Here is a 19,784-nt window from a genome sequence, read left to right as displayed (position 1 = left end):
CAGCTGTGGGCAGGGGTGGGGAGGACGGGTGTGACGCAGGTGGCGCCCGGCCCGGATTGACCGTGCCGGACGTGCTCACGTACCGTGGGTTGGTCGTCCTGACTGTCGCTGACGTGTGCCCTCGCGAGGGGACGTCGGAGGTCGGGACGGGCCGCCGAGCACTGCCAGGACGTGGCGGGGCCCTTGTTGATCTACACCGACCGTTTTGGAGTACTGCCGTGAGCAAGCGGACTTTCCAGCCGAACAACCGGCGCCGGGCCAAGGTGCACGGCTTCCGTCTGCGCATGCGGACCCGCGCCGGGCGCGCGATCCTCGCGGCACGTCGCCGCAAGGGGCGTTCCGAGCTCTCCGCCTGAGATCTCGGTGCTGCCGCCCCGGCACCGGATGCGTCGAGCGGAGGACTTCTCCGACGCGGTGCGCAGAGGTGTGCGCGGCGGTACCAGCCTCCTCGTCCTGCACCTGAGCGAGGGCGGCACCGACAACGGGCCGACGGGCGACCGCACCACGGGTGCGGCGCTCGTCGGCTTTGTCGTGCCCAAAGCGGTCGGGGGTGCGGTCGTGCGCAACCGTGTGAAGCGGCGCCTGCGCGCGCTGCTGCGGGACCGGACGACAGAGCTTCAGCCGGGCAGCCGAGTGGTCGTCCGGGCGCTGGCCCCCTCGGCGTCGGCCACGAGCGAGGAGCTCGCCCGGGACCTCGACCTCGCCTTCGGTTCCGCGCGGCGCAAGCAGCGACGTCGGGGCGGAGGGGCCCCGTGAGCGGCGCCGACCGCAGCCACGACCACCCGGTCCGCGAGGACCCCGCCCAGGACGAGCCGCGGAACCCGCTGACCTGGCTCGTCATCGCGCTGGTGCGCGGCTACCAGGCGGTGGTCTCGCCGTGGTTGCCGCCCTCGTGCCGCTACTACCCCTCGTGCTCGGCCTACGCGTTGACGGCGCTTCGCCGGCACGGCGTGCTCAAGGGCAGCGCACTCGGGGCGTGGCGGGTGCTGCGCTGCAACCCGTGGACGCTCGGCGGGGTCGACCACGTCCCGCCCCGGGGCCGGTGGCGCAACGACCGGACAGCAGGAGAGGGCGGCCGCGGGCCGTCCGACGCAGGAAAACCACGTACCCTCGGACCAGACACACGGGGGGCGCGGTCCGCCGCGCCGAAGGACCACTAGGAGTTCGGGCACCATGGGCTTTTTCGACACCATCCTGTCCCCGATCATGTACGCCGTCGCGTGGATCATGGTTCGGGTGCACGACCTTCTCGTGCTCCTGGGGATGGCGGGTGGCTCGGGGTGGGCCTGGATCCTGTCCATCGTCGGCCTGACGATCGTCATCCGGGTCCTGCTCATCCCGCTGTTCTTCAAGCAGATCAAGGCGTCTCGCGGGCTTCAGATCGTCCAGCCCGAGATGCAGGCCCTGCAGAAGAAGTACAAGAACAAGACCGACCCTGCGTCTCGCCAGAAGATGCAGGAAGAGATGATGGCGCTCTACCGGAAGCACGGGACCAACCCGTTCTCCTCGTGCCTGCCGCTGCTGCTGCAGATGCCCATCTTCTTCGCGCTCTTCCGGGTGCTCAACAGCCTCGGGCCCATCTCGCGGGGGGAGATGGACCCCATCGGTCCGCTCTCGCTCGAGCTCGCCGCTCAGGCGGAGAGCTCGATGCTGCTGGGTGCGCCCATCTCGGAGACCTTCCTCTCGTCCGACCTCACGACGGTCAAGATCGTCACGGTGCTTCTCATCGTCGCCATGTCCGCGACGACGTTCATCACGCAGAAGCAGCTGACGATGAAGAACATGCCGGCGTCGGCGCTCGACCCGAGCAACCCGATGGCTCGGCAGCAGAAGCTCCTGCTCTACATCCTGCCGCTGGTCTTTGCCTTCTCGGGTGTGAACTTCCCGATCGGTGTCCTCATCTACTGGACCGTCTCGAACCTGTGGTCGATGGGCCAGCAGTACTACACGATCCGGCGTCAGCCGGCACCGGGCTCGGAGGCGTACAAGGCGCTGGAGGAGCGCAAGGCACGCAAGCGCGCGAAGAAGGGCCTCCCGCCGGAGGAGGAGACCGCGACGACGGTCGAGCCGGAGCCGACGCCGGGCCAGCGCGTCCAGCCCAAGCGCAAGGACCGGGCGAAGAGGACCGGGCCGGGCGGTGGCGCCGGTGCGGCGCCCGCGAGTGGCGAGTCCGAGGAGTCTGCGCCCGAGGACCAGATCAGCGAGACGGCTGCGCCGCCCGAGGACGACGGAGAGGTCCGGGGCAAGGACGGGCTCACCGCTGCCGAGCGCGCGCAGAAGCGGTACGAGGAGCGCGCCGCCCAGCGCCGCGCCGCCGCCGCGAAGCGGCAGGCCCAGGCCAAGAAGGGGCACAACCCCGGCAGGAAGAAGTAGAGCGCCGCCCGACGGCCCGACTTCCCAGATCCCGGTCCGCGACGACGGACCCGCAACCGAGATGAGGACCAGCGTGAGCGAGGACGTGACCCCGCAGCGGGGCGCAGCACCCGAGACGATCAAGAGGCTCGAGGACGAGGGCGAGGTCGCCGCGGACTACCTCGAGGAGCTTCTCGACATCGCCGACCTCGACGGCGACATCGACATCGACGTCGACCACGGGCGTGCGGCGGTCGACATCGTCTCCGAGGAGGACGGCGGCCGGTGGCTGAAGCGCCTCGTGGGTGACGACGGTGACGTGCTCGACGCGCTGCAGGAGCTGACCCGTCTGGCCGTGCAGGCCAAGACCGGTGAGCGGAGCCGGCTGATGCTCGACATCGCCGGGTACCGCAAGGCCCGTAAGGCCGAGCTCACCGCGGTCGGTAACGATGCGGTGGCGAGAGTCCGGGCGTCGGGCGAGCGGGTGTCGCTGCCCGCGATGAACCCGTTCGAGCGCAAGGTGATCCACGACGTGGTCGCCGCCGCCGGCCTGGTCAGCGACTCCGAGGGCGTCGAGCCCAACCGGTACGTCGTCATCCGTCCCGCCTGAGCGCCCGCGCATGTCGGAGCAGGCCGAGGAGGCGACCGACGAGCTGCGGGAGTTCTTCGGGCTCGCATGGGCGCCGATGGAGCACCTCGCCCAGATGCTCGTCGCCGAGGGTGAGCTCCGCGGACTCATCGGCCCGCGGGAGGTGCCGCGACTGTGGTCGCGGCACCTGGTGAACTCCGCGGCCATCTCCCCGTTCGTCCCGAGCGACGCCGACGTGGCCGACGTCGGCAGCGGAGCCGGGTTCCCGGGCGTCGTCCTGGCCATCATGCGGCCGGACACCACGGTGCACCTCATCGAACCCATGGAACGGCGGGTCGCGTGGCTGAGCGACGTCGCTGAGGAGGTCGGCCTCGACAACGTGGGGATCCATCACGCCAGGGCGGAGGAGCTCCACGGTCGTCAGACCTTCGACGTGGTGACGGCTCGAGCGGTCGCTGCGCTCGACAAGCTGGCGCGGTGGGCGATGCCGCTGGTACGGCCGGGCGGCGAGCTTGTCGCACTCAAGGGCAGGCGTGCCGAGGAGGAGGTCAGCGAGGCGAAGTACGTCCTTCGCAAGCTGGGGGCGAGCTCGACTCGGGTCGACGCCGTGACCGGTCTACCGCTCGACACGTCCGCAACGGTGGTGCGGATCACCAAGCGTAGTTGAGAATGACTCTCACTCTGCACCTTGTCGTGTGCCTGGTGCTGCGGCAGGACCGACGCGGCGGAGGACTCGCTCGAGGCGGGCGAGCTCGTGGGCGAATCGAGAAGCGGCGGCCATGTGCGCCAGCCCTGACCAGTCCGTGGGTTGCACGCTTGCCCCGCAGAGCGGTGCAGCAACCGGTCGACGCGGCACGGTTTCACGTGAAACGCGCAGCCGGCGCGTGACGCTCGTTGAACATGTGCCGGCCATCGAGGTTCCGGCATTCGAGTGAAGGTGCGCCGCGAGACTCCGCTGTGCAGTGCTGCTCTAGTTGTGATCGTGCCGGCGCGACTGATGCGTAGTGGCAGCTGCCTTTTCGGCCGCATCCTGAGTGCCGGGGCATGTCCGACCAGAGGATTCGTTCCGGGGCATTGCAGGGCCGTCACGCGGCCCACGGGCGACGACGGCGACAAACCCCGTCACGGACTGGCCGCTTGAAACCTGTCAGTCCCGTCGAACGCAAGCGCCAGGGGCGTCGGGACCAGCTGTAGGAGCGTACGCCAGCCGTGTGGGTGCCATCGTTCCCGGCGCAGACGGTCGGGCTACCTGGTCGCGTACCTCGGCCGGCGACCCGCGACGTGCGGTCGGGTTTCACGTGAAACCACGACCTTGGGGCGAGCCACGCCGCGTGAGGAGACCGCCTCGCCCGGTCAGCCGGGACGCGCCCCGCGCGGTACGAGACGGCTCTGCCGTCAAGGGGCGGACGTCGGGTCGACGCTCGTGGACGGGCGCGACAGTGTCCGCGATGCGCTCTGCAGTTCCGTTCGCCGTTGATGTGGTGCACTTCGGCCACGCTCGTGGCGCCGTTCCAGTGGAACCGGTCGCGGGCCTGCCCAGCAGGGGGTGAGGCGCTCCTGGTCTGCGGGCCACAGCACGTTTACGTGGAACGGGGTGCGACGGCACCGTACCGGGTGATTCGAGCGCCCGGTGACTTGGGTGCCCGCACGCCGATGCCGAAAGGGGGACCGCGGTTGAGAAGCGCTACCAGATCACCATCCTGGCCTGACGGGTCGTGACCGTTGACCGACGGCGGAACGGTCGTGCCTTCTCGCGCCGGTCGCCCATCCTGCGACTGGCCGGGTGGCCCGCATGAAAGGGACGGTGGTTTCACGTGGAACACGTTGACATGGGGGCCGAGGCGTTGCCGCGACGCCGGGTGCATCGGGGGCGTGCAATGGTGGCGGCGGCGACGTCGTGCACCGGGAGCCTGGTGATGGTGGCAGCGGGGACTGCGCTCGAAGAAGAGGTGGGGCGGGCCTATCGGTCGGCCCGTCCATCCGGCACGACGCAGATGGCGAGAATGGGTGGCAAGGTCGACCGATGCGCCAGCAGCAACACCGGCGAGCTGAGGTCGGACCGCCATCTTCACGCGGCGGTGTCGAGCCGGACGGGTCGATGGCGACGCTCGGTGCGCCCTTCCCCGCTGGTGCGTCAGCGGGGAGGTCCACCTCGAGGTGGTTCTGCACGCGGGTTGGACCGATCCGCAGACGCGACCCTCGGTGTCGAGTGGCCGACCCGCACGAGAGCGGGAATGTTCCACGTGAAACGTGAGTGGCTTTCCTGCGAGGATACGAATCCGACGATGTGGCGCGGTCGTCCTCGGCGACGGTTCGATTGCTGGTCCGGCGCAATCAGGCGTCTTCTTCCGATGGGCTCACGAGGAAGGTCGACGCGGAGCAGGGCGATGTCGGGGCTGGCGTACGGCCCCGAGGCATGCGGACGCGGCTCGCAGGAGCGTTTCACGTGAAACCACCGCCGAGGTCGAGGGCGCGATGGTCGAACAATGGTGCCCGGGTGGGCCCTACCCCCTTGGGCCCCCTGGGCGCCCTAGCGCGTGCCCTGCGGTGGTCGGACGACGTAGGACCGCTGGCCCCCCTCCGGCCACAGAGGCTTCGCCACAGAACCCGTCTCATGGATGAGTGGTAGCGCTCAGATGCACATCTCCGTCGCGCTGGAGGCTTCGGACCGTGGGGCCGTCCCTGCAATGCGTCGCGGCCCGCGGGTGAGCGTCGATCGATGTCGCATCACCCCCGGGGATTCCACCACAGGTATCTCCTTGGCGCGCATTCCGACTCTTGCGACAGTCGTTTCACGTGAAACGACTATCCCGTCCGCGCGACATGGCGCAACAATGCCGGCGCACGTCAACTGGCCTCACGAGTTCTTCACACATGAAGGAAACCCGTGTCCGTCCCTGCGATGCGTGCCGCCCGCCTGCTGGTCAGCGGAAACCACACAGTGCCCGACGGCCCGGCGCCCGCGGAAACCGGGACTGAGCATCCCGCGCGGGTTGGACCGCGGGGCGTTTCACGTGGAACACCATCACAGTGCAAGGAATCGTGCCTCGACCTTGTCCAAGGAACGCCGTTTCACGTGAAACGGCGGGCATCCCGATGCGGCAGTGCGGCCTGGCGGCGGTGAGGACGGCTGAGAGCGTTCGCGTCCATGATCTTGGCGAGTCAACGGACGGCTCACCCGATCACCGTCGTCTCGCTCCCAGCTCAGCCCCAGAGCCCGAACGATGCAGGAACAGGCGTCGCGGCTGGACGTTTCACGTGAAACACGACGCGCCGACGGGGTCCGAGGAGATGCGTTCGTCGCGGTTACGATGGGGCCCGACCCACGTCACACACTGGAGGGGGCGCTGTGCCTCAGCAGCACAAGTCAGGCCTACCTGACGGCATCATCGCAGGTCAGAGCGGTGACGACCGGCGCAGGAGCGCACTCCTCCGTTCCGTGCCGGATGCCGACGAGACCACCCCCCTGGCAGCGCAGCTCGCCGAGGACGCGCGTCGACGCATCAAGCTGCAGGGCGTGACCTTCCCCCGGCCGGCGGAGACGCGGATCCTCACCGTCGCGAACCAGAAGGGCGGCGTCGGCAAGACCACGACCACGGTGAACATCGCGGCCGCCCTCGCGACGGGTGGCCTCAACGTCCTCGTGATCGACAACGACCCGCAGGGCAACGCGTCCACCGCCCTGGGGATCGACCATCACGCGGGAGTCGCCTCCATCTACGACGTGGTCATCGACGACGTCCCGATGGAGGAGGTGATCCAGGAGTGCCAGGACATCCCGGGGCTCCTCGTGGCTCCGGCGACGATCGACCTCTCAGGCGCGGAGATCGAGCTCGTCTCGATGGTGGCGCGAGAGAACCGGCTCCGGAACGCGATCCAGGGCTATCTGGGCCGAGAGAGCGGCGACGATCGCATCGACTACGTCCTCATCGACTGCCCCCCGAGCCTGGGTCTGCTCACGATCAACGCATTCGTCGCAGCCCGGGAGGTGCTCATCCCCATCCAGTGCGAGTACTACGCGCTCGAGGGACTCAGCCAGCTCCTCAAGAACATCGAGCTCATCCGTGGCCACCTCAACCCCGACCTACACGTGTCGACGATCCTCCTGACGATGTTCGACAAGCGCACGAACCTCGCACACGAGGTCGCCTCCGAGGTCCGCGAGCACTTTCCGGCGGAGACCCTCGAGGCCTCCATCCCGCGTTCCGTGCGCATCTCCGAGGCGCCCAGCTACGGGCAGACCGTCCTGACCTACGACCGCGGGTCCAGCGGTGCCCTGGCCTACCTCGAGGCCGCCCAGGAGATCGCCCAGCGAGGCTCAACCCCCACCAACAGCCAGATGGCGTCCGCCGTCGTCGAGAAGGAGAACTGATGTCGGAGAAGCGCAGGGGGCTGGGCCGAGGAATCGGCGCCCTCATCCCGACGGGACCTGCTCCGACGGTGAACCCTCGGCCGGTCGACGTCTTCTTCCCGGCCACCGCGGGCTCCGGCGAGGAGGTCGGGGACTCTCCGGCTCCGTCGGCCGGTCCCTCCGCCGCGCAGACCGCGGCGCGGGCGCTCATGGCGCCGTCGGCACGGTCGAAGGCCAAGAGCTCGACCCGGCGCAAGACGCCGGCCGACCCCAGCGGTCCCGGAAGCAAGAACGCCAGCCGGGCCGCGTCGTCGAGCGTGCCGCCCGAGGGCACGCCCCGACGGTCGGCTCCGCAGCGCGGCGCGGGCGCCGGACAGGAGATCACCGGGGCAACCAGCGTCGAGACCGCGGAGATCCCGGTCGCCGGGTCGGGCGACCACACGGGAGAGAGCACCGACACGGCCGGCGCCATATCCCCGGATCTGGGGGCAGGGCAGCAAAGTCCAGCCAGCGCGGAGACGGTCACCTCTGCCGAGGCCGCCGAGGAGGAGCTCGACGGCCTCGTGCCGGTTCCCGGCGCGACCTTCGCGGAGATCCCCGTCGACCAGGTCGTGCGTAACGCCCGGCAGCCGCGTCAGGTCTTCGACGAGGAGGAGCTCGAGGAGCTGGCGGCGTCCATCCGCGAGGTCGGGGTCCTCCAGCCGATCGTCGTCCGGCCCCTGCGTGAGCCGGTCGACGGCGAGGACGTCCGGTACGAGCTCATCATGGGTGAGCGGCGCTGGCGCGCGTCCCGGCTGGCGGGCAACGACACCGTCCCCGCAGTCATCCGGGACACCGGCGACGGCGACCTGCTCCGCGACGCGCTGCTCGAGAACCTCCACCGGGCCCAGCTCAACCCGCTCGAGGAGGCGGCCGCCTACCAGGCCCTGCTCGAGGACTTCGGGTGCACCCACGACGAGCTGGCGGCGCGGATCGCACGGTCCCGCCCGCAGATCTCGAACACCCTCCGACTGCTCAAGCTCCCCCCGCTCGTGCAGCGCCGGGTGGCCGCGGGGGTGCTGTCGGCGGGGCACGCCCGGGCGCTCCTGGGACTCTCCGACGGTGGCGCCATGGAACGGCTGGCGCAGAAGATCGTCGCCGAGGGTCTCAGCGTGCGCGCCACGGAGGAGATCGTCGCCCTCGGTGACGAGCCGGTGGCACCGGAGATGCGGCGCCGTCCCCGGGCCGGGGAGCACACCGAGGCGCTCAACCGCCTCGCCACCCGGTTGGCGGACCGGCTCGACACCCGGGTCAAGGTCAACCTCGGGCAGCGCAAGGGCCGGATCGCCATCGAGTTCGCCAGCGTCGAGGACCTCAACAGGATCCTCGAGGTCCTCGCTCCCGGCGAGGCCCAGCTCGTGGCGAACCAGGACTGAGCCCACTCAGGCAAGCCCGGGACGCGCGGGGTGGTCAGCCCGCGAGGGCGGCGCGGACGATCGCGAGGTACAGCTCCTCGGGGTGCCCGGCAGCCTGGGTCGCCTGCGGGAAGAGCGACGTCTCGGTCATGCCCGGGGCGACGTTGGCGTCGAGGAACCAGGCCGTCCCTGCGTCGTCGAGGATCATGTCCGTCCGCGAGAGGTGACGCAGACCCAGCGTCGTGTGCACGGTGACCGCGAGGTCGGCGACGGCGGCCGCCCCGGCGTCGTCGAGCCGTGCGGGCACGAAGTACTCGCTCCGGCCGGCGTTGTACCGGGCGTCGTAGTCGTAGGGGCCCTCGGTGACGATCTCGACCGGCGGGAGCGCCCGCGGGCCGTCACCGGTGTCGACCACCGAGACGGCGACCTCGGTGCCGGAGACCGCCCGCTCGATGAGGGCGACGTCGCCGTAGGCGAAGCAGTCGACCATGGCCTCGGGCAGCTCGCGGGCGTCGGTGACCACCGTGACCCCGAGCGCGGAGCCGCCGCCGGCCGGCTTGACCACCAGGGGCAGGCCGAGCCGGGCGACGACGGCGGCCAGGACCCGCTGGGCCCCCACCTCACGGAAGAGCGCCTGGGGCAGCGCCACGTGCACGGGCGTGGCGACCCCCACGGCGGCGAGGAGCGACTTCGCGACCGGCTTGAGCGACGCGCGCCGGCACCCGGTGGCGTCGGTGCCCACGAACGGCACGCCCAGCAGACCCAGGAGGTCCTGGAGCGAGCCGTCCTCGCCCGTGGAGCCGTGCACGAGCGGCCACACGACGTCCGGCCGCATGGCCTCCAGGGTGGGGATCAGCGACGAGTCGACGTCGAGGACCTCCACGTGCACGCCCTGGTCGCGCAGCACGCCGGCGACCCGCCGTCCCGAGCGCAGGGAGACGTCCCGCTCGTGCGAGAGGCCGCCCGCGAGGATGGCGACGGTCAGCGGGCCGCCTGCCGCGCCGCCGGGCTCGTCCGTGTGCTCAGACATCGCTCTCCTCTGGTCGTCAGATCTGGTCCGGCGACGGCGTCTCCACGCCGTCGTCGTCTCGGCGGGCGTGCGGGTGGGTGCCGAACATGTCCACGAGCTCGCTCTCGGCGTGGATGACCGTCGAGAGCCGGCGCACCCCCTCACGGATCCGCTCGGGCGTCGGGTAGCAGAACGACAGGCGCATGTGGTCCCGGCCCTGGCCGTCGGCGTAGAACGCCGTGCCCGAGACGTAGGCGACGAGGTTGGTGACGGCGCGGGGAAGCATGGCCTGGGCGTCGAGACCGTCCGGCAGCGTCACCCACGTGTAGAAGCCGCCGGTCGGCACGGTCCAGCGTGTCTCCGGGAGGTGCTCGGCCAGCGCCCCGAGCATGGCGTCGCGACGCTCGCGGTACATGGACCGGTACTGCTTGACCTGCCCGTACCAGTCGTAGGTGGTGAGGTAGGTGGCGATGGAGAGCTGACCCATCATCGTGGGCGAGAGGATCGCGGACTCGCTCGCCAGCACCAGCTTCTCGCGGACCGCGTGCGGGGCGAGCGCCCACCCGACCCGGTAGCCCGGGGCGAAGGTCTTGGAGAACGAGCCGAGGTAGACCACCGCGTCGGAGTCGAAGCTCTTGAGCGACGGCAGCGGGTCGGCGTCGAAGCCGAGGAGGCCGTACGGGTTGTCCTCGAGGACCAGGACGTGGTGCCGGCGGCAGATCTCGACGATCTGGGGGCGGCGCTCGAGGGAGAGGCTCACCCCGGCGGGGTTGTGGAAGTTCGGCACCGTGTAGAGGAACTTCACCCGGCGGCCGGCCCGCTCGAGCTCGGTGAGGGTGCGCTCGAGCTCCTCGGGCACCAGGCCGTCGTCGTCCATGGGCACGTGGACCACGTCGGCCTGGTAGGCACGGAAGACGCCGAGGGCCCCCACGTAGCTCGGCGCCTCGGCGACGACGACGTCACCCGGGTCGACGAAGATCTCGGTGACGAGGTCGAGCGCCTGCTGGGAGCCCGTGGTGACGACGACGTCGTCGGGGTGGGCGTGGACGTGGTCGTAGCGCATGACCTCCACGATCTGCTCGCGGAGCTCCTCCTCGCCCTGGCCGCCGCCGTACTGCAGGGCCCGGGCCCCGCGCTCCCGGAGGAGCTTCGCGGTCATCTCGGCGAGGAAGTCCAGCGGCAGACCGTCGATGTTGGGCATCCCCCCGGCCAGGGAGACCACCTCGGGCCGGTTGGCGACGGCGAAGAGCGAGCGCACCTCGGAGGCGCGCATGCCGTGCGCGCGCTCGGCGTAGCTGGCGAACCAGGGGTCCAGGCGGGTGCCGGCGCGGGCGGCGGCGGCAGCGGCGGCGTCGCCCCTGCCGTGCCTGCCCTGCCCTGCCTGCGCACCCTGAGCGCTCATCGTGGTTCCCCTCGCATCGGTGACGCCGCGCGTGCCGCGGTCGACCCGTGCAGTCTGCCACCGCCCGCGGGCCGGACGCCCCGCCGCCTCGCCGGGCGGGACGGCGGCGCGTCGGGCCCTGTGGCGCGGCGGCCCCAGGGCGCGCGGGTGGTCGCAGGCGCCCGGGTGTCTAGGGGCGACCCGGCGTGCCGGCGCTCAGTCGAGGAACTCGGCGAGCTGGGCGGCGAAGCGGTTCTTGGGCTGCCCACCGACGATCGACTTCACGAGCTCGCCGCCCTGGTAGACGTTGAACGTCGGGATCGAGACGATCCCGTACTTCCCCACGGTGGCGGGGTTGGAGTCGGCGTCGAGCTTGGCGAACTTCATCTTCTCGCCGTGCTGCGCGGCGAGCTCGTCGACGATGGGCTCCATCTGGCGGCACGGGGCGCACCAGGTGGCCCAGAAGTCCACCAGGACGGGCTTGTCCGACTGCAGCACCTCCGCGTCGAAGGTGGCGTCGGTGACGGCGGTGACGTTGCTCACGGGCTCTCCTGGTCGTTCGGTGGTGGGGTGGCGATGGTCAGACGAGGACGTCGCCCTGCGGGGTCTGCGAGGCGTCGGTCGCGGGCTCGCCCGCCTCGTCCAGGACGGCGAGGTAGCGCTCGGCGTCCAGGGCGGCGGAGCAGCCGGTGCCCGCGGCGGTGATCGCCTGGCGGTAGGTGTGGTCGACGGCGTCGCCGCACGCGAAGACGCCGGGGATGTTCGTCAGCGTCGTCGGGGAGTCGACCTTGATGTAGCCGGAGTCGTCGAGGTCCACCTGACCGGTGAGGATGCCGGTCCGCGGGGCGTGCCCGATGGCCACGAAGACGCCGGTGGCGTCGAGCTCACGGGTCTGCCCGGTGACGGTGTCGGTGAGGGTGACCCCGGTGACCTTGTCCTCGCCGTGGATGGCGGAGACGACGGAGTTCCAGGCGAACTCGATCTTGTCGTTGCTCAGCGCCCGCTCGGCCATGATCTTCGAGGCGCGCAGCTCGTCGCGGCGGTGGACGACCGTCACCCTGGCGGCGAAGCGCGTGAGGAAGGTCGCCTCCTCCATCGCCGAGTCACCGCCGCCGACGACGACGATGTGCTGGTCGCGGAAGAAGAACCCGTCGCACGTGGCGCAGTAGGACACGCCCTTGCCGGAGAGGGTCTTCTCCGCGGGCAGGCCGATCTCCTTGTACTCGGAGCCGTTCGCGAGGACGACCGCCCGTGCGGCGAACGTCTCGCCGTCGTCGGTGGTCACGGTCTTCGTCTCGCCCGTGAGGTCCACCGAGACGACGTCCTCGTAGCGGACCTCGGCGCCGAACCGCTCGGCCTGGGCCTGCATGTTCTCCATGAGCTGCGGGCCGAGGATGCCCTCGGGGAAGCCGGGGAAGTTCTCGACCTCGGTCGTGTTCATCAGGGCACCGCCGGCGGTGACGGAGCCGGCGAACACGAGGGGACGCAGGTTGGCGCGGGCGGCGTAGACGGCGGCCGTGTACCCGGCCGGGCCCGAGCCGACGATGATGACGTCGCGCACCTCGTCGGTGCGGTGGCCGTTCTCGGCCGCGGTCTCGGTGCCCGTGACCAGCCCGGAGAGGGCGCCCAGGGCGGAGGAGAAGGCGTTCGAAGTCATGAGTCCTCGGTTTGTCTCGACGATGGTCCGTTGTCTGCAACAGATCGTAGGCCCGAGTTCTTCCGGGCCCCTGGGTCACCCGACCCGCAGCTCGCCGAGCTCGATCCGGTTCCGGCCGTCGGACTCGGCCACCGGCAGGCGTGGGAACCACAGCACGAGCGTGTCGGTCTCGACCGGCTCGGCAAAGGTGAACACCGACCCCGGGCCCATCTCCCCCTCGGCCAGGACCTCCCCCTCGGTCGGGGTGCTGGGGTCCGTCGCGCGGATCTGCACCAGTCCGCCGGTGCCGCGCAGGTCGATCTCCACCCGGCTCACCGTGGCGTTGCCCTGGAGGGTCACGGCCAGCCCGATGCCCTCCTTCATGCCGTACTCGGGGTTGACGTAGGAGCGCGAGCGCCAGAACGTCGCGGGGTCCCCGTCGGTGGCGCGAGGGGTCAGCTCCGGGTTCTCGGCGCCGTCGCCCTGGGGGTCCAGCGGGGCCAGCGAGGTGATGACCGGGGTGGCGGCCGGCGGCTCGGTGGGTGGTGCCTCCGTGGTGGGCTCGGGCGCGGCCGTCGCCTCCGGGGTCGCCTGGGCGGTCGCGGCGGGGCCGACGTCGGGGATGGTGACCTCCTCGGGCGGTGCCAGCAGGGTGCGCACCGAGAGGAGGAACAGGACCAGGACGAGCGCGGCGATGGCGACCAGGACGACGGGCGTGGGGTTGATGCGGCGGTCCGTGAACGGGACCTCGGGGCCGTCGACGTCGCTGTAGCGCTCTGCGGGGTCCGTCCGCGCGCCCGCCCGGGCGGCCACCCGGTCACGGCCCGTCGTGACGGCCGTCCCGAGACCGGTGCGGGCCTGCGTGGCCAGGGGCCCCAGCCTCGCACCGGCGGTCGACGCGCCCCTGCGGGTGGTGTCGGCGGCGCGGCGCCCCTGCTCGGCCACGGTCGCGGCGGCGGCACGGGCCGCCGAGCCGGCGACGACGCCGAGGCCGACGAGCGCGCCGGTCATCCGGCTGTGACGTGCCGGGTGGGGTGCGTCCCCGTCTCCGTCCTCGCCGCCGACGATGTCGGTGAAGCCGGGGGCCGCCGTGGTGCCCGGGCGCCGCGGCGACCAGGAGATCGATCTGCGTGGGGCGGTGACGATCCCACCCTGGGGCGCCTCGTCGTGCGCGGGCGGTGGCGGAGGCGGCGGTGGCGGTGGAGTGGCCGAGGCGGGCGCGGTGGCCGGCCGGGTCGGGGTGGTCGCCGGGGTCGGGGTGGTCGGGGTCGGTGAGCCCGGGCCGACCGGGGCCCGCGGGGCGGCGGACGCGTCCTGGGGGTCCTCGGCGGACTCGTCCTCCGGGTCGGCGAAGACGGCGGCCGTCCCACGCACGGGCGTGAAGGCGGGCACCGCCGGGGCCGGGCGCAGCGCCGCGGGGTCCACGTCGCGCCAGGGGGCCAGCTCCCGGATGAGCTCACCGGTGCTGCGGGGGCCGGCCCCCTCGAGGAGGGTCCGGACGCAGAGGTCGTCGAGCTCGGCGGGGACGTCGGGGCGCAGCTCACGCGGCGGGCGGACCCCCTCACCCGTCGGCCACGTGCCGGTCAGGGCGAGGTAGAGGAGCCGGACGAGGTCGCCGGCGTCGCGGCGGTCGGCGGCCAGCGGGTCGGCGTCGGGGTCCGCGGAGCCGCGCAGGGCGGCGTCGGTCCCCAGCCCGGTCACGAGGACCTGCCCGTCGGGGGTGACGTGGACGCTGCCCGGGCCGAGGGCGAGGTGCCGGACGCCGTGCCGGCGGGCGGTCTCCAGCGCGCTGGCGCACTCGCCCACGATCGCGCGGGCCTGCGCCGCCGGTAGGGGCGCGCGGCCGGCGAGCTCGCCGAGGTCGGGGCCCGACACGACGTCGGTGACCACGTAGAAGCCCCCGACGTCGAGGACATGGGCGAGCCGGTGGTCGTCGACGAGGGACGCGCGCCGCGCGGCGTCCAGGACCTCCGGCATCGCCGTGGTCAGGACGAGTGCCTCGACGTCGCGCTGGAGGATGGTGTCGCGCGCCCGCCACCGCTCGGTGCCGGCGGCGTCCGCGGGGAGAGACCTGCTGAGCTCGTAACGTCCGCCCAGCACCAGGGGCCGGGCGGTCCCGGTCGTCTGCTCAGTGCCCACGTCCAGCGCCGCTCCTCCTGGGTCATGCGCGTCCGTGCCGGCGCGTCGGTCGTGCCCGAGTGTACGCAAGGCCGGGTCGGCGGCCACGGGTGGCGGCGGCGCGCCGAGGGGCGGGGGCGGCGGGCCGGTGACCCCGGCCGGCCCGCCGTCGGGGCCGGTGCCGGGCCCGTCACCCGGGCCGGGCCCGGACCCTCGACCGGGTCCGTCGTGGTCGGGTCTGTCGTCGTCGGGCCGGTCGTGCGTGTCCTCCGGGCCGGGCCGCCCGAGGGGCGCGGCCGCTCCGGCCGGGGGCGTCACCGCCTGCCCCACCCGCACGACCCCGCGCCCGAGCGGGCCGGGCAGGCGCCGCCCCGCGGCGGTCACCGCGCGGCCGAGGGGACGGGCGAGGGTCGCGAGCTCGTCCACGTGCAGGGCCCGCAGCAGGGCCACGTAGACCGCCACCATGACCGACCCGACCACCGCCACCCGCCACAGCGCACCCCACACGCTCAGCTCGGCGGAGGACGTCCCGGTCAGGTGGAGCAGGCCCCACCCGACGAGGCTCGCGGGCCCGGCCGCGAGGACCAGCCGCACGTGGGTGCGCAGGACCCGTCCGCCGTCGACGGTGCGCAGGTGCCGCCGCAGCCCCAGGTAGGTGAGGACCGCACCGGTCCAGTTCGACAGGGCCATCGCCACGCCGATGCCGACCACCGTCCACCGCGGGGGCAGGAGCATGGACGCCGCGGCGCCCGCCGCCAGGACGGCGACCATGGGGAGCTGGAGGCGGAACAGGGCGCGGGCGTCCTCGAAGGCGTAGTAGACCCGCTGCGCCACCGTGAAGACCCCCACCGCGACCAGCCCGGCGACCATCGCGACGACGACCCGCGCGATCGACTGCACCTCGGGGTAGGTGACCGCGGGCGAGATCACCCGCACGACCGGCAGCGCGAGGACCATGATCGCCCCGGCCGCCAGGACCGTGAAGACCCCGACGGTGCGCAGCCCGACGGAGAGGTCGGCGCGGACCCTGGCCAGGTCCCCGGCGGCCGCCCCCTCGGACATGCGGGTGAACAGGGCGGTCACGAGGGAGACGACGACGAGCGACGTCGGGAGGGTGTAGACGAGGAAGGCGGCGTCGTAGCCGGCGTTGCCGGGCACGTCCAGCGCACCCCCGCCCAGCCGGGAGGCGCGGGCGGCCGCGTTGGAGACGACGACGTACGCGGCCTGGTTGACCGCCAGGGCCGCGAACACCCACGTCGCCACCCGGCCGGCGCGGCCCAGCCCCGATCCACGCAGCCCCCAGGTGGGGCGGAACCGGAAGCCCGCCCGCCGTAGCGGCACGAGCAGGACGAGGGCCTGCGCGACGATGCCCAGGGACGCGGTCCCCGCCAGCAGCGCCGTCCGGTTGGTGGTCCACACGCTGGGATCCGCCGGGTCGAGCGCCGAGACGCCGCCGAAGACCAGCAGGTACAGGACGAGCCCGGCGATGGCGACGACGTTGTTGAGCACCGGCGCCCACATGTACGGCCCGAAGATCCCCCGGGCGTTGAGGACCTGCCCCAGCAGCGTGTAGAGGCCGTAGAAGAACAGCTGCGGGATGCACCAGTACCCGAACGTCACCGCGAGGTCGAACCACTCGGGAGGCAGGCCCGAGGCGTAGAGCCGCACGAGCAGCGGGGAGGCGAGGGTGAGGACGGTGGCGACCGCGCCGAGCACGACGATCCCCAGGGTGAGCAGACGGTTGACGTACACCTGGCCGCCGTCGTCGTCCTCCTTGACGGCGCGGACGATCTGCGGGACGAGGATCGCGTTGAGCACCCCGCCGGCGATGAGCATGTAGATGAGGTTGGGGAGCTTGTTGGACACCGAGAACGCGTTGGCGGCGCCGGTGTTGAGGCCGATGACCGCACCGAGCAGCACCGGGCTCTTGACCATGCCGAGCAGTCGCGAGACCAGCGTGCCGGCGAACATCACCGCGGAGGACCCCGCGACGCCCTTGCGGCCGGGGCTCACGAGTCCTCCTCCACGACCGGGGGCGTCCGGGGCCCGCGGCGCACGGTGCGGACGAGCCCGACGACGAGCATGACGCCGAGCAGCCCGGCGACGACCGCCGTCCCGACGTTCTCCCAGTCGGCCCGCACCCGGACCTGCAGGTCGGCGGCGGTGCCCACCTCGGCGCCGTCCGGGCCGAGGAGGGTGATGGCGGCGCGCACGTCGCCGCTGCCGACGGCGCGCACCTGCACCTGGGCGGTCGCCTGGGAGCCAGCCGGCACGACGAGCGGGACGGGCTCGGGGGCTTGCAGCCGCTGGTCGCCCGGCTCGAGGAGGACCCGGACGGTGACGTCGACGCCGAGGTCGTTGCGCACGTTCACCGGGATCTGGGCGGAGGAGTTGATGAGGTTCAGCGTGGAGGACGGCAGCGCCACCACCTGGCCGTCCAGCCCCGCGACCACGGCGGCGACGCCGGCGACGAGTGACTCGCGGCCGGCCGGGTCCTCCCGCCAGGCGGTGGAGACGACGGGGGCGAGGGCGTCGACCACCGGCGTGGTGATGACGTCCGGCTCCGGGGTGATCGCCGCGAACGTGGCGGCGTCCGCGGCGACGGCGTCCGCCGCGGCGAGGAGGCCGGGGTCGACCTCGCTCGCGGCGACGGTCTCCTCGGGCAGGGCCTGGCGCGAGGTCGGCGCGGCCGGCAGGGCGGTGAGGTCGCCGGCCGTGGCGGGCTCGACCCACGGGGCGTCCGCCAGCGCGTCGAGGGCGTCGGCGAGGAGGTCGAGGTCCGTGCCCGCGCCCACGTCGCGCGGGAGCGCCATGACGACCGCGCGCGGGTCGTTGGGGCGCTCGCGGGCGATGACGGCGGTCTCGGCGAGCAGGAGCTGGCGGGCGTCGAGCGCGGTGAGGTCGAGCGCCTCGTCGTCGGCGCCCGCACCGGGCAGGGCGCCGACGAGGACGGCGGAGAGCCGCTCGTCGACCACGAGGGCCGGCAGGGTCGCGTCCGCGGCGATATCGAGGTCCGTCCGGCCCGAGGGCGTGAAGGTCAGCTCGGTCGACGCCGGCACGGCCGAGTCCGGGACGACGAGGGCGCCCGCCCCGTTGGCGGTGGCACGGGCGGCGGTCACCTGGTCGACGGAGACCGGCCAGGACAGGTCCGTGCCCGGGGTGAGCCCGGCGTCCTCCGCAGCGGCCTGCGAGCGGTCCAGGGCGCGGGTGAGCAGGTCGGGACGGCCGGCGTGGGCGAGGGCGGCGACGTCGGCGTCGGACCACGGCAGGACGGTGACCTCGCTCCCCGCGGTCGTCGAGCGCAGGGCGAGCGCCTCGACGAGTCCGCCGCCCTCCTCGCGGGGGGCGGGGGCGTCCGTCGGGTCGTCGGTGGGTTCGTCGGCAGGTTCGTCGGTGGCGTTGCCGGTGGCGTTGCCGGTGGGTTCGCCGGTGGGTTCGCCGGTCGGTCCGTCGGTGGGTTCGTCGGCCGCGTCGTCGGTCGCGCCGGTGCTCTCGGCGTCGTCCGGGCCCCCCGTCGCGTCGTCCGCCGTCGGGTCGGGGACGACCGGACCGCCCGGGGTGGCGTCCCCCTCGCCGGGTGCGGTGGTGCCCGCGTCGTCGCCGGTGGCTCCGTCGTCCTCCTGGGGGCCCGTACCCGGCTCGGCGAGGAGCATCCCGTCCACGGCCAGGGTGACGCCCGGCTGGTCGACCGCGGCGAGCACCTCGAGGAGGCGGGGTGTGGCCGCGGTGGCAGCCTCCGTGTGCTGGGCGCGGGCCTCACGGAGCTCCTCGGCGGTCGGGACCACCGGGACCAGCAGCCCGACGGGCATCGCGGTGAGGTCGAGGTCCGGCTCCCACAGCAGGTACGACCGGTCGGCGCCCTCCAGCGAGGTGGTGCCCGACGCGTCGTGCACGCTCGCCTCGATGCCCCGCGGCCCCCACGAGGTGTAGCTCGCGAAGAGCGGCAGCGCCCCCGGCTCGACCTCGAGGGAGAAGGTGGCGGTGGCGCCGGCGGGAAGCTCGGCAGGGAGCTCCTCGCGGGCGACGACCACCGTGCTCGAGAGCGTGCCGGGCTCCAGCCAGCGCTCGAGCGCCGAGCGCGAGACCGGGGTGCTGCGCTGCACCCGGAGCCGCACGACCGGGGCGGTGACGTCCTCGGCGGTGTCGTTGACGATGGTGCCCGTCACCCGCAGCGGTTCGTCCGGGCGGAGGACCGCGGGGGCGACGTCGGTGATCTCGACCTCGAGGTCGGCGGCGACGTCACCCTCCACCGCCGTCGGCCGGGGTGCGGCCGGCCGGGCCACGGCGTCGCCCGCCGTCCACGCGGCGGCGGGCGCGGCGGCGGCGGGCGCGGCGGCGGCGGGCAGCACGGCGGGGGTCAGGAGGGCGGCCCCGGCGGCGAGGGCCGCCCCGGCCCACGCCCGTCGTGGGTTCATGCGCGGCCGGCCAGCACGTCCCGCGCGGTGGCGACCACCCGGCGCTCGTTGGGGTACGCCAGCCGGGCGGCAACCTCCTCGAGGCCGACCCAGGCGACGTCCTCGGCCTCGTGGTCGGGATCGTTCTCGATGGTGAGGAAGCCGCCGGTGGCCTCCAGCAGGAAGTGGTGGACCACCTTGTGCACGCGGCGGTCGGTGCCGGCGAACCAGTAGTCGATGGTCGCGAGGTGGCGCAGCACCCGCCCGGCGATGCCGGTCTCCTCGGCGATCTCGCGCACGGCGGCCTCGGCGGGGGTCTCCGCGCCCTCGAGGTGCCCCTTGGGCAGGCACCACTCGAGGCGGCCCGCGCGGTTGCGTCGCGCGATGACCGCCGTGAACGCCCGGCCCTCGACGACGTCGACGACCAGACCTCCCGCGGAGGTCTCGTCGACCACCGGCAGCGCGCTCGAGCGCGCGGCCACCAACCGGTTCCGGGGCTGCCGCGGGACCTGAGGTCGCGGCACGGGGAAGGCGGTTGGCATGCAGTCCACTGTAAATGG

Annotated in this window: 15 protein-coding genes; 8 read left to right on the top strand and 7 right to left on the bottom strand. The window is 72.9% G+C overall.

Going from position 1 to position 19,784, the window contains the following annotated elements; genetic code table 11:
• The first annotated feature begins 218 nt into the window (after nucleotides 1-218).
• The 8 genes from rpmH to AAEM63_RS18660 all read left to right on the top strand — a co-directional run bounded on the left by rpmH (nucleotide 219) and on the right by AAEM63_RS18660 (nucleotide 8,707).
• Nucleotides 219-356, top strand: coding sequence for a 50S ribosomal protein L34 (gene rpmH / locus AAEM63_RS18695; protein WP_096382907.1), 138 nt, complete (start codon nucleotides 219-221; stop codon nucleotides 354-356).
• Between the two features lie 7 nt (nucleotides 357-363).
• Nucleotides 364-756 (top strand): ribonuclease P protein component, encoded by a 393-nt coding sequence (gene rnpA, locus AAEM63_RS18690; RefSeq protein ID WP_341359704.1) that lies wholly within the window; start codon nucleotides 364-366, stop codon nucleotides 754-756.
• Nucleotides 753-1,160: a membrane protein insertion efficiency factor YidD gene (yidD, locus tag AAEM63_RS18685; RefSeq protein ID WP_341359703.1), complete on the top strand. Its 408-nt coding sequence runs from the start codon at nucleotides 753-755 to the stop codon at nucleotides 1,158-1,160. The genes rnpA and yidD overlap by 4 nt, the downstream gene beginning before the upstream one ends.
• A gap of 13 nt (nucleotides 1,161-1,173) precedes the next feature.
• The gene (gene yidC / locus AAEM63_RS18680) at nucleotides 1,174-2,373 is read left to right on the top strand and encodes a membrane protein insertase YidC (protein ID WP_341359702.1); all 1,200 of its coding nucleotides are present in this window, start codon (nucleotides 1,174-1,176) and stop codon (nucleotides 2,371-2,373) included.
• Between the two features lie 61 nt (nucleotides 2,374-2,434).
• Complete coding sequence (locus AAEM63_RS18675) at nucleotides 2,435-2,962, top strand: R3H domain-containing nucleic acid-binding protein (RefSeq protein ID WP_341359701.1); 528 nt, start codon at nucleotides 2,435-2,437, stop codon at nucleotides 2,960-2,962.
• Nucleotides 2,963-2,972: 10 nt separating this feature from the next.
• A complete protein-coding gene (gene rsmG, locus AAEM63_RS18670) occupies nucleotides 2,973-3,608 on the top strand; it encodes a 16S rRNA (guanine(527)-N(7))-methyltransferase RsmG (RefSeq protein ID WP_341359700.1) in 636 nt (211 codons plus the stop codon).
• Between the two features lie 2,772 nt (nucleotides 3,609-6,380).
• Nucleotides 6,381-7,313, top strand: a complete 933-nt coding sequence (locus AAEM63_RS18665) for a ParA family protein (protein WP_341359699.1) — start codon at nucleotides 6,381-6,383, stop codon at nucleotides 7,311-7,313.
• Nucleotides 7,313-8,707, top strand: coding sequence for a ParB/RepB/Spo0J family partition protein (locus tag AAEM63_RS18660; protein ID WP_341359698.1), 1,395 nt, complete (start codon nucleotides 7,313-7,315; stop codon nucleotides 8,705-8,707). Before AAEM63_RS18665 ends, AAEM63_RS18660 begins: the two co-directional genes overlap by 1 nt.
• A 34-nt stretch (nucleotides 8,708-8,741) precedes the next feature.
• Here AAEM63_RS18660 and AAEM63_RS18655 read toward each other — a convergent pair whose 3' ends face one another.
• The 7 genes from AAEM63_RS18655 to AAEM63_RS18625 form a co-directional block, all read right to left on the bottom strand.
• Entirely contained in the window at nucleotides 8,742-9,716 is a 975-nt protein-coding gene (locus AAEM63_RS18655) for a D-alanine--D-alanine ligase (protein WP_341359697.1), read from the bottom strand.
• A 16-nt stretch (nucleotides 9,717-9,732) separates the two neighbouring features.
• The gene (locus tag AAEM63_RS18650) at nucleotides 9,733-11,097 is read right to left on the bottom strand and encodes a PLP-dependent aminotransferase family protein (protein ID WP_341359696.1); all 1,365 of its coding nucleotides are present in this window, start codon (nucleotides 11,095-11,097) and stop codon (nucleotides 9,733-9,735) included.
• Nucleotides 11,098-11,292: 195 nt separating this feature from the next.
• On the bottom strand, nucleotides 11,293-11,619 hold the full coding sequence (gene trxA / locus AAEM63_RS18645; protein ID WP_341359695.1) for a thioredoxin: 327 nt from the start codon (nucleotides 11,617-11,619) through the stop codon (nucleotides 11,293-11,295).
• 37 nt (nucleotides 11,620-11,656) lie between these two features.
• Nucleotides 11,657-12,733 carry a thioredoxin-disulfide reductase gene (gene trxB / locus AAEM63_RS18640; RefSeq protein ID WP_341359694.1) on the bottom strand — a complete coding sequence of 359 codons (1,077 nt, stop codon included), beginning with the start codon at nucleotides 12,731-12,733 and terminating at the stop codon, nucleotides 11,657-11,659.
• 75 nt (nucleotides 12,734-12,808) lie between these two features.
• Complete coding sequence (gene murJ / locus AAEM63_RS18635) at nucleotides 12,809-16,843, bottom strand: murein biosynthesis integral membrane protein MurJ (protein WP_341359693.1); 4,035 nt, start codon at nucleotides 16,841-16,843, stop codon at nucleotides 12,809-12,811.
• Nucleotides 16,840-19,245, bottom strand: coding sequence for a DUF6049 family protein (locus AAEM63_RS18630; protein ID WP_341359692.1), 2,406 nt, complete (start codon nucleotides 19,243-19,245; stop codon nucleotides 16,840-16,842). The genes murJ and AAEM63_RS18630 overlap by 4 nt, the downstream gene beginning before the upstream one ends.
• A complete protein-coding gene (locus AAEM63_RS18625) occupies nucleotides 19,242-19,766 on the bottom strand; it encodes an NUDIX hydrolase (protein ID WP_341359691.1) in 525 nt (174 codons plus the stop codon). Before AAEM63_RS18625 ends, AAEM63_RS18630 begins: the two co-directional genes overlap by 4 nt.
• Nucleotides 19,767-19,784: the final 18 nt, after the last annotated feature.

Source organism: Georgenia sp. M64, assembly GCF_038049925.1.
Classification (GTDB): domain Bacteria; phylum Actinomycetota; class Actinomycetes; order Actinomycetales; family Actinomycetaceae; genus Georgenia.
The sequence above is the reverse complement of the archived record's forward strand: the minus strand, read 5'-3'. Positions and strand labels throughout refer to the sequence as shown.

Coding starts and splice junctions, on each gene's coding strand:
- yidC (WP_341359702.1), top strand. CDS start 1,174: ATGGGCTTTTTCGACACCATCCTGTCCCCGATCATGTACGCCGTCGCG.
- AAEM63_RS18675 (WP_341359701.1), top strand. CDS start 2,435: ATGAGGACCAGCGTGAGCGAGGACGTGACCCCGCAGCGGGGCGCAGCA.
- rsmG (WP_341359700.1), top strand. CDS start 2,973: ATGTCGGAGCAGGCCGAGGAGGCGACCGACGAGCTGCGGGAGTTCTTC.
- AAEM63_RS18660 (WP_341359698.1), top strand. CDS start 7,313: ATGTCGGAGAAGCGCAGGGGGCTGGGCCGAGGAATCGGCGCCCTCATC.
- AAEM63_RS18655 (WP_341359697.1), bottom strand. CDS start 9,716: ATGTCTGAGCACACGGACGAGCCCGGCGGCGCGGCAGGCGGCCCGCTG.
- AAEM63_RS18650 (WP_341359696.1), bottom strand. CDS start 11,097: ATGAGCGCTCAGGGTGCGCAGGCAGGGCAGGGCAGGCACGGCAGGGGC.
- trxB (WP_341359694.1), bottom strand. CDS start 12,733: ATGACTTCGAACGCCTTCTCCTCCGCCCTGGGCGCCCTCTCCGGGCTG.
- AAEM63_RS18630 (WP_341359692.1), bottom strand. CDS start 19,245: ATGAACCCACGACGGGCGTGGGCCGGGGCGGCCCTCGCCGCCGGGGCC.
- AAEM63_RS18625 (WP_341359691.1), bottom strand. CDS start 19,766: ATGCCAACCGCCTTCCCCGTGCCGCGACCTCAGGTCCCGCGGCAGCCC.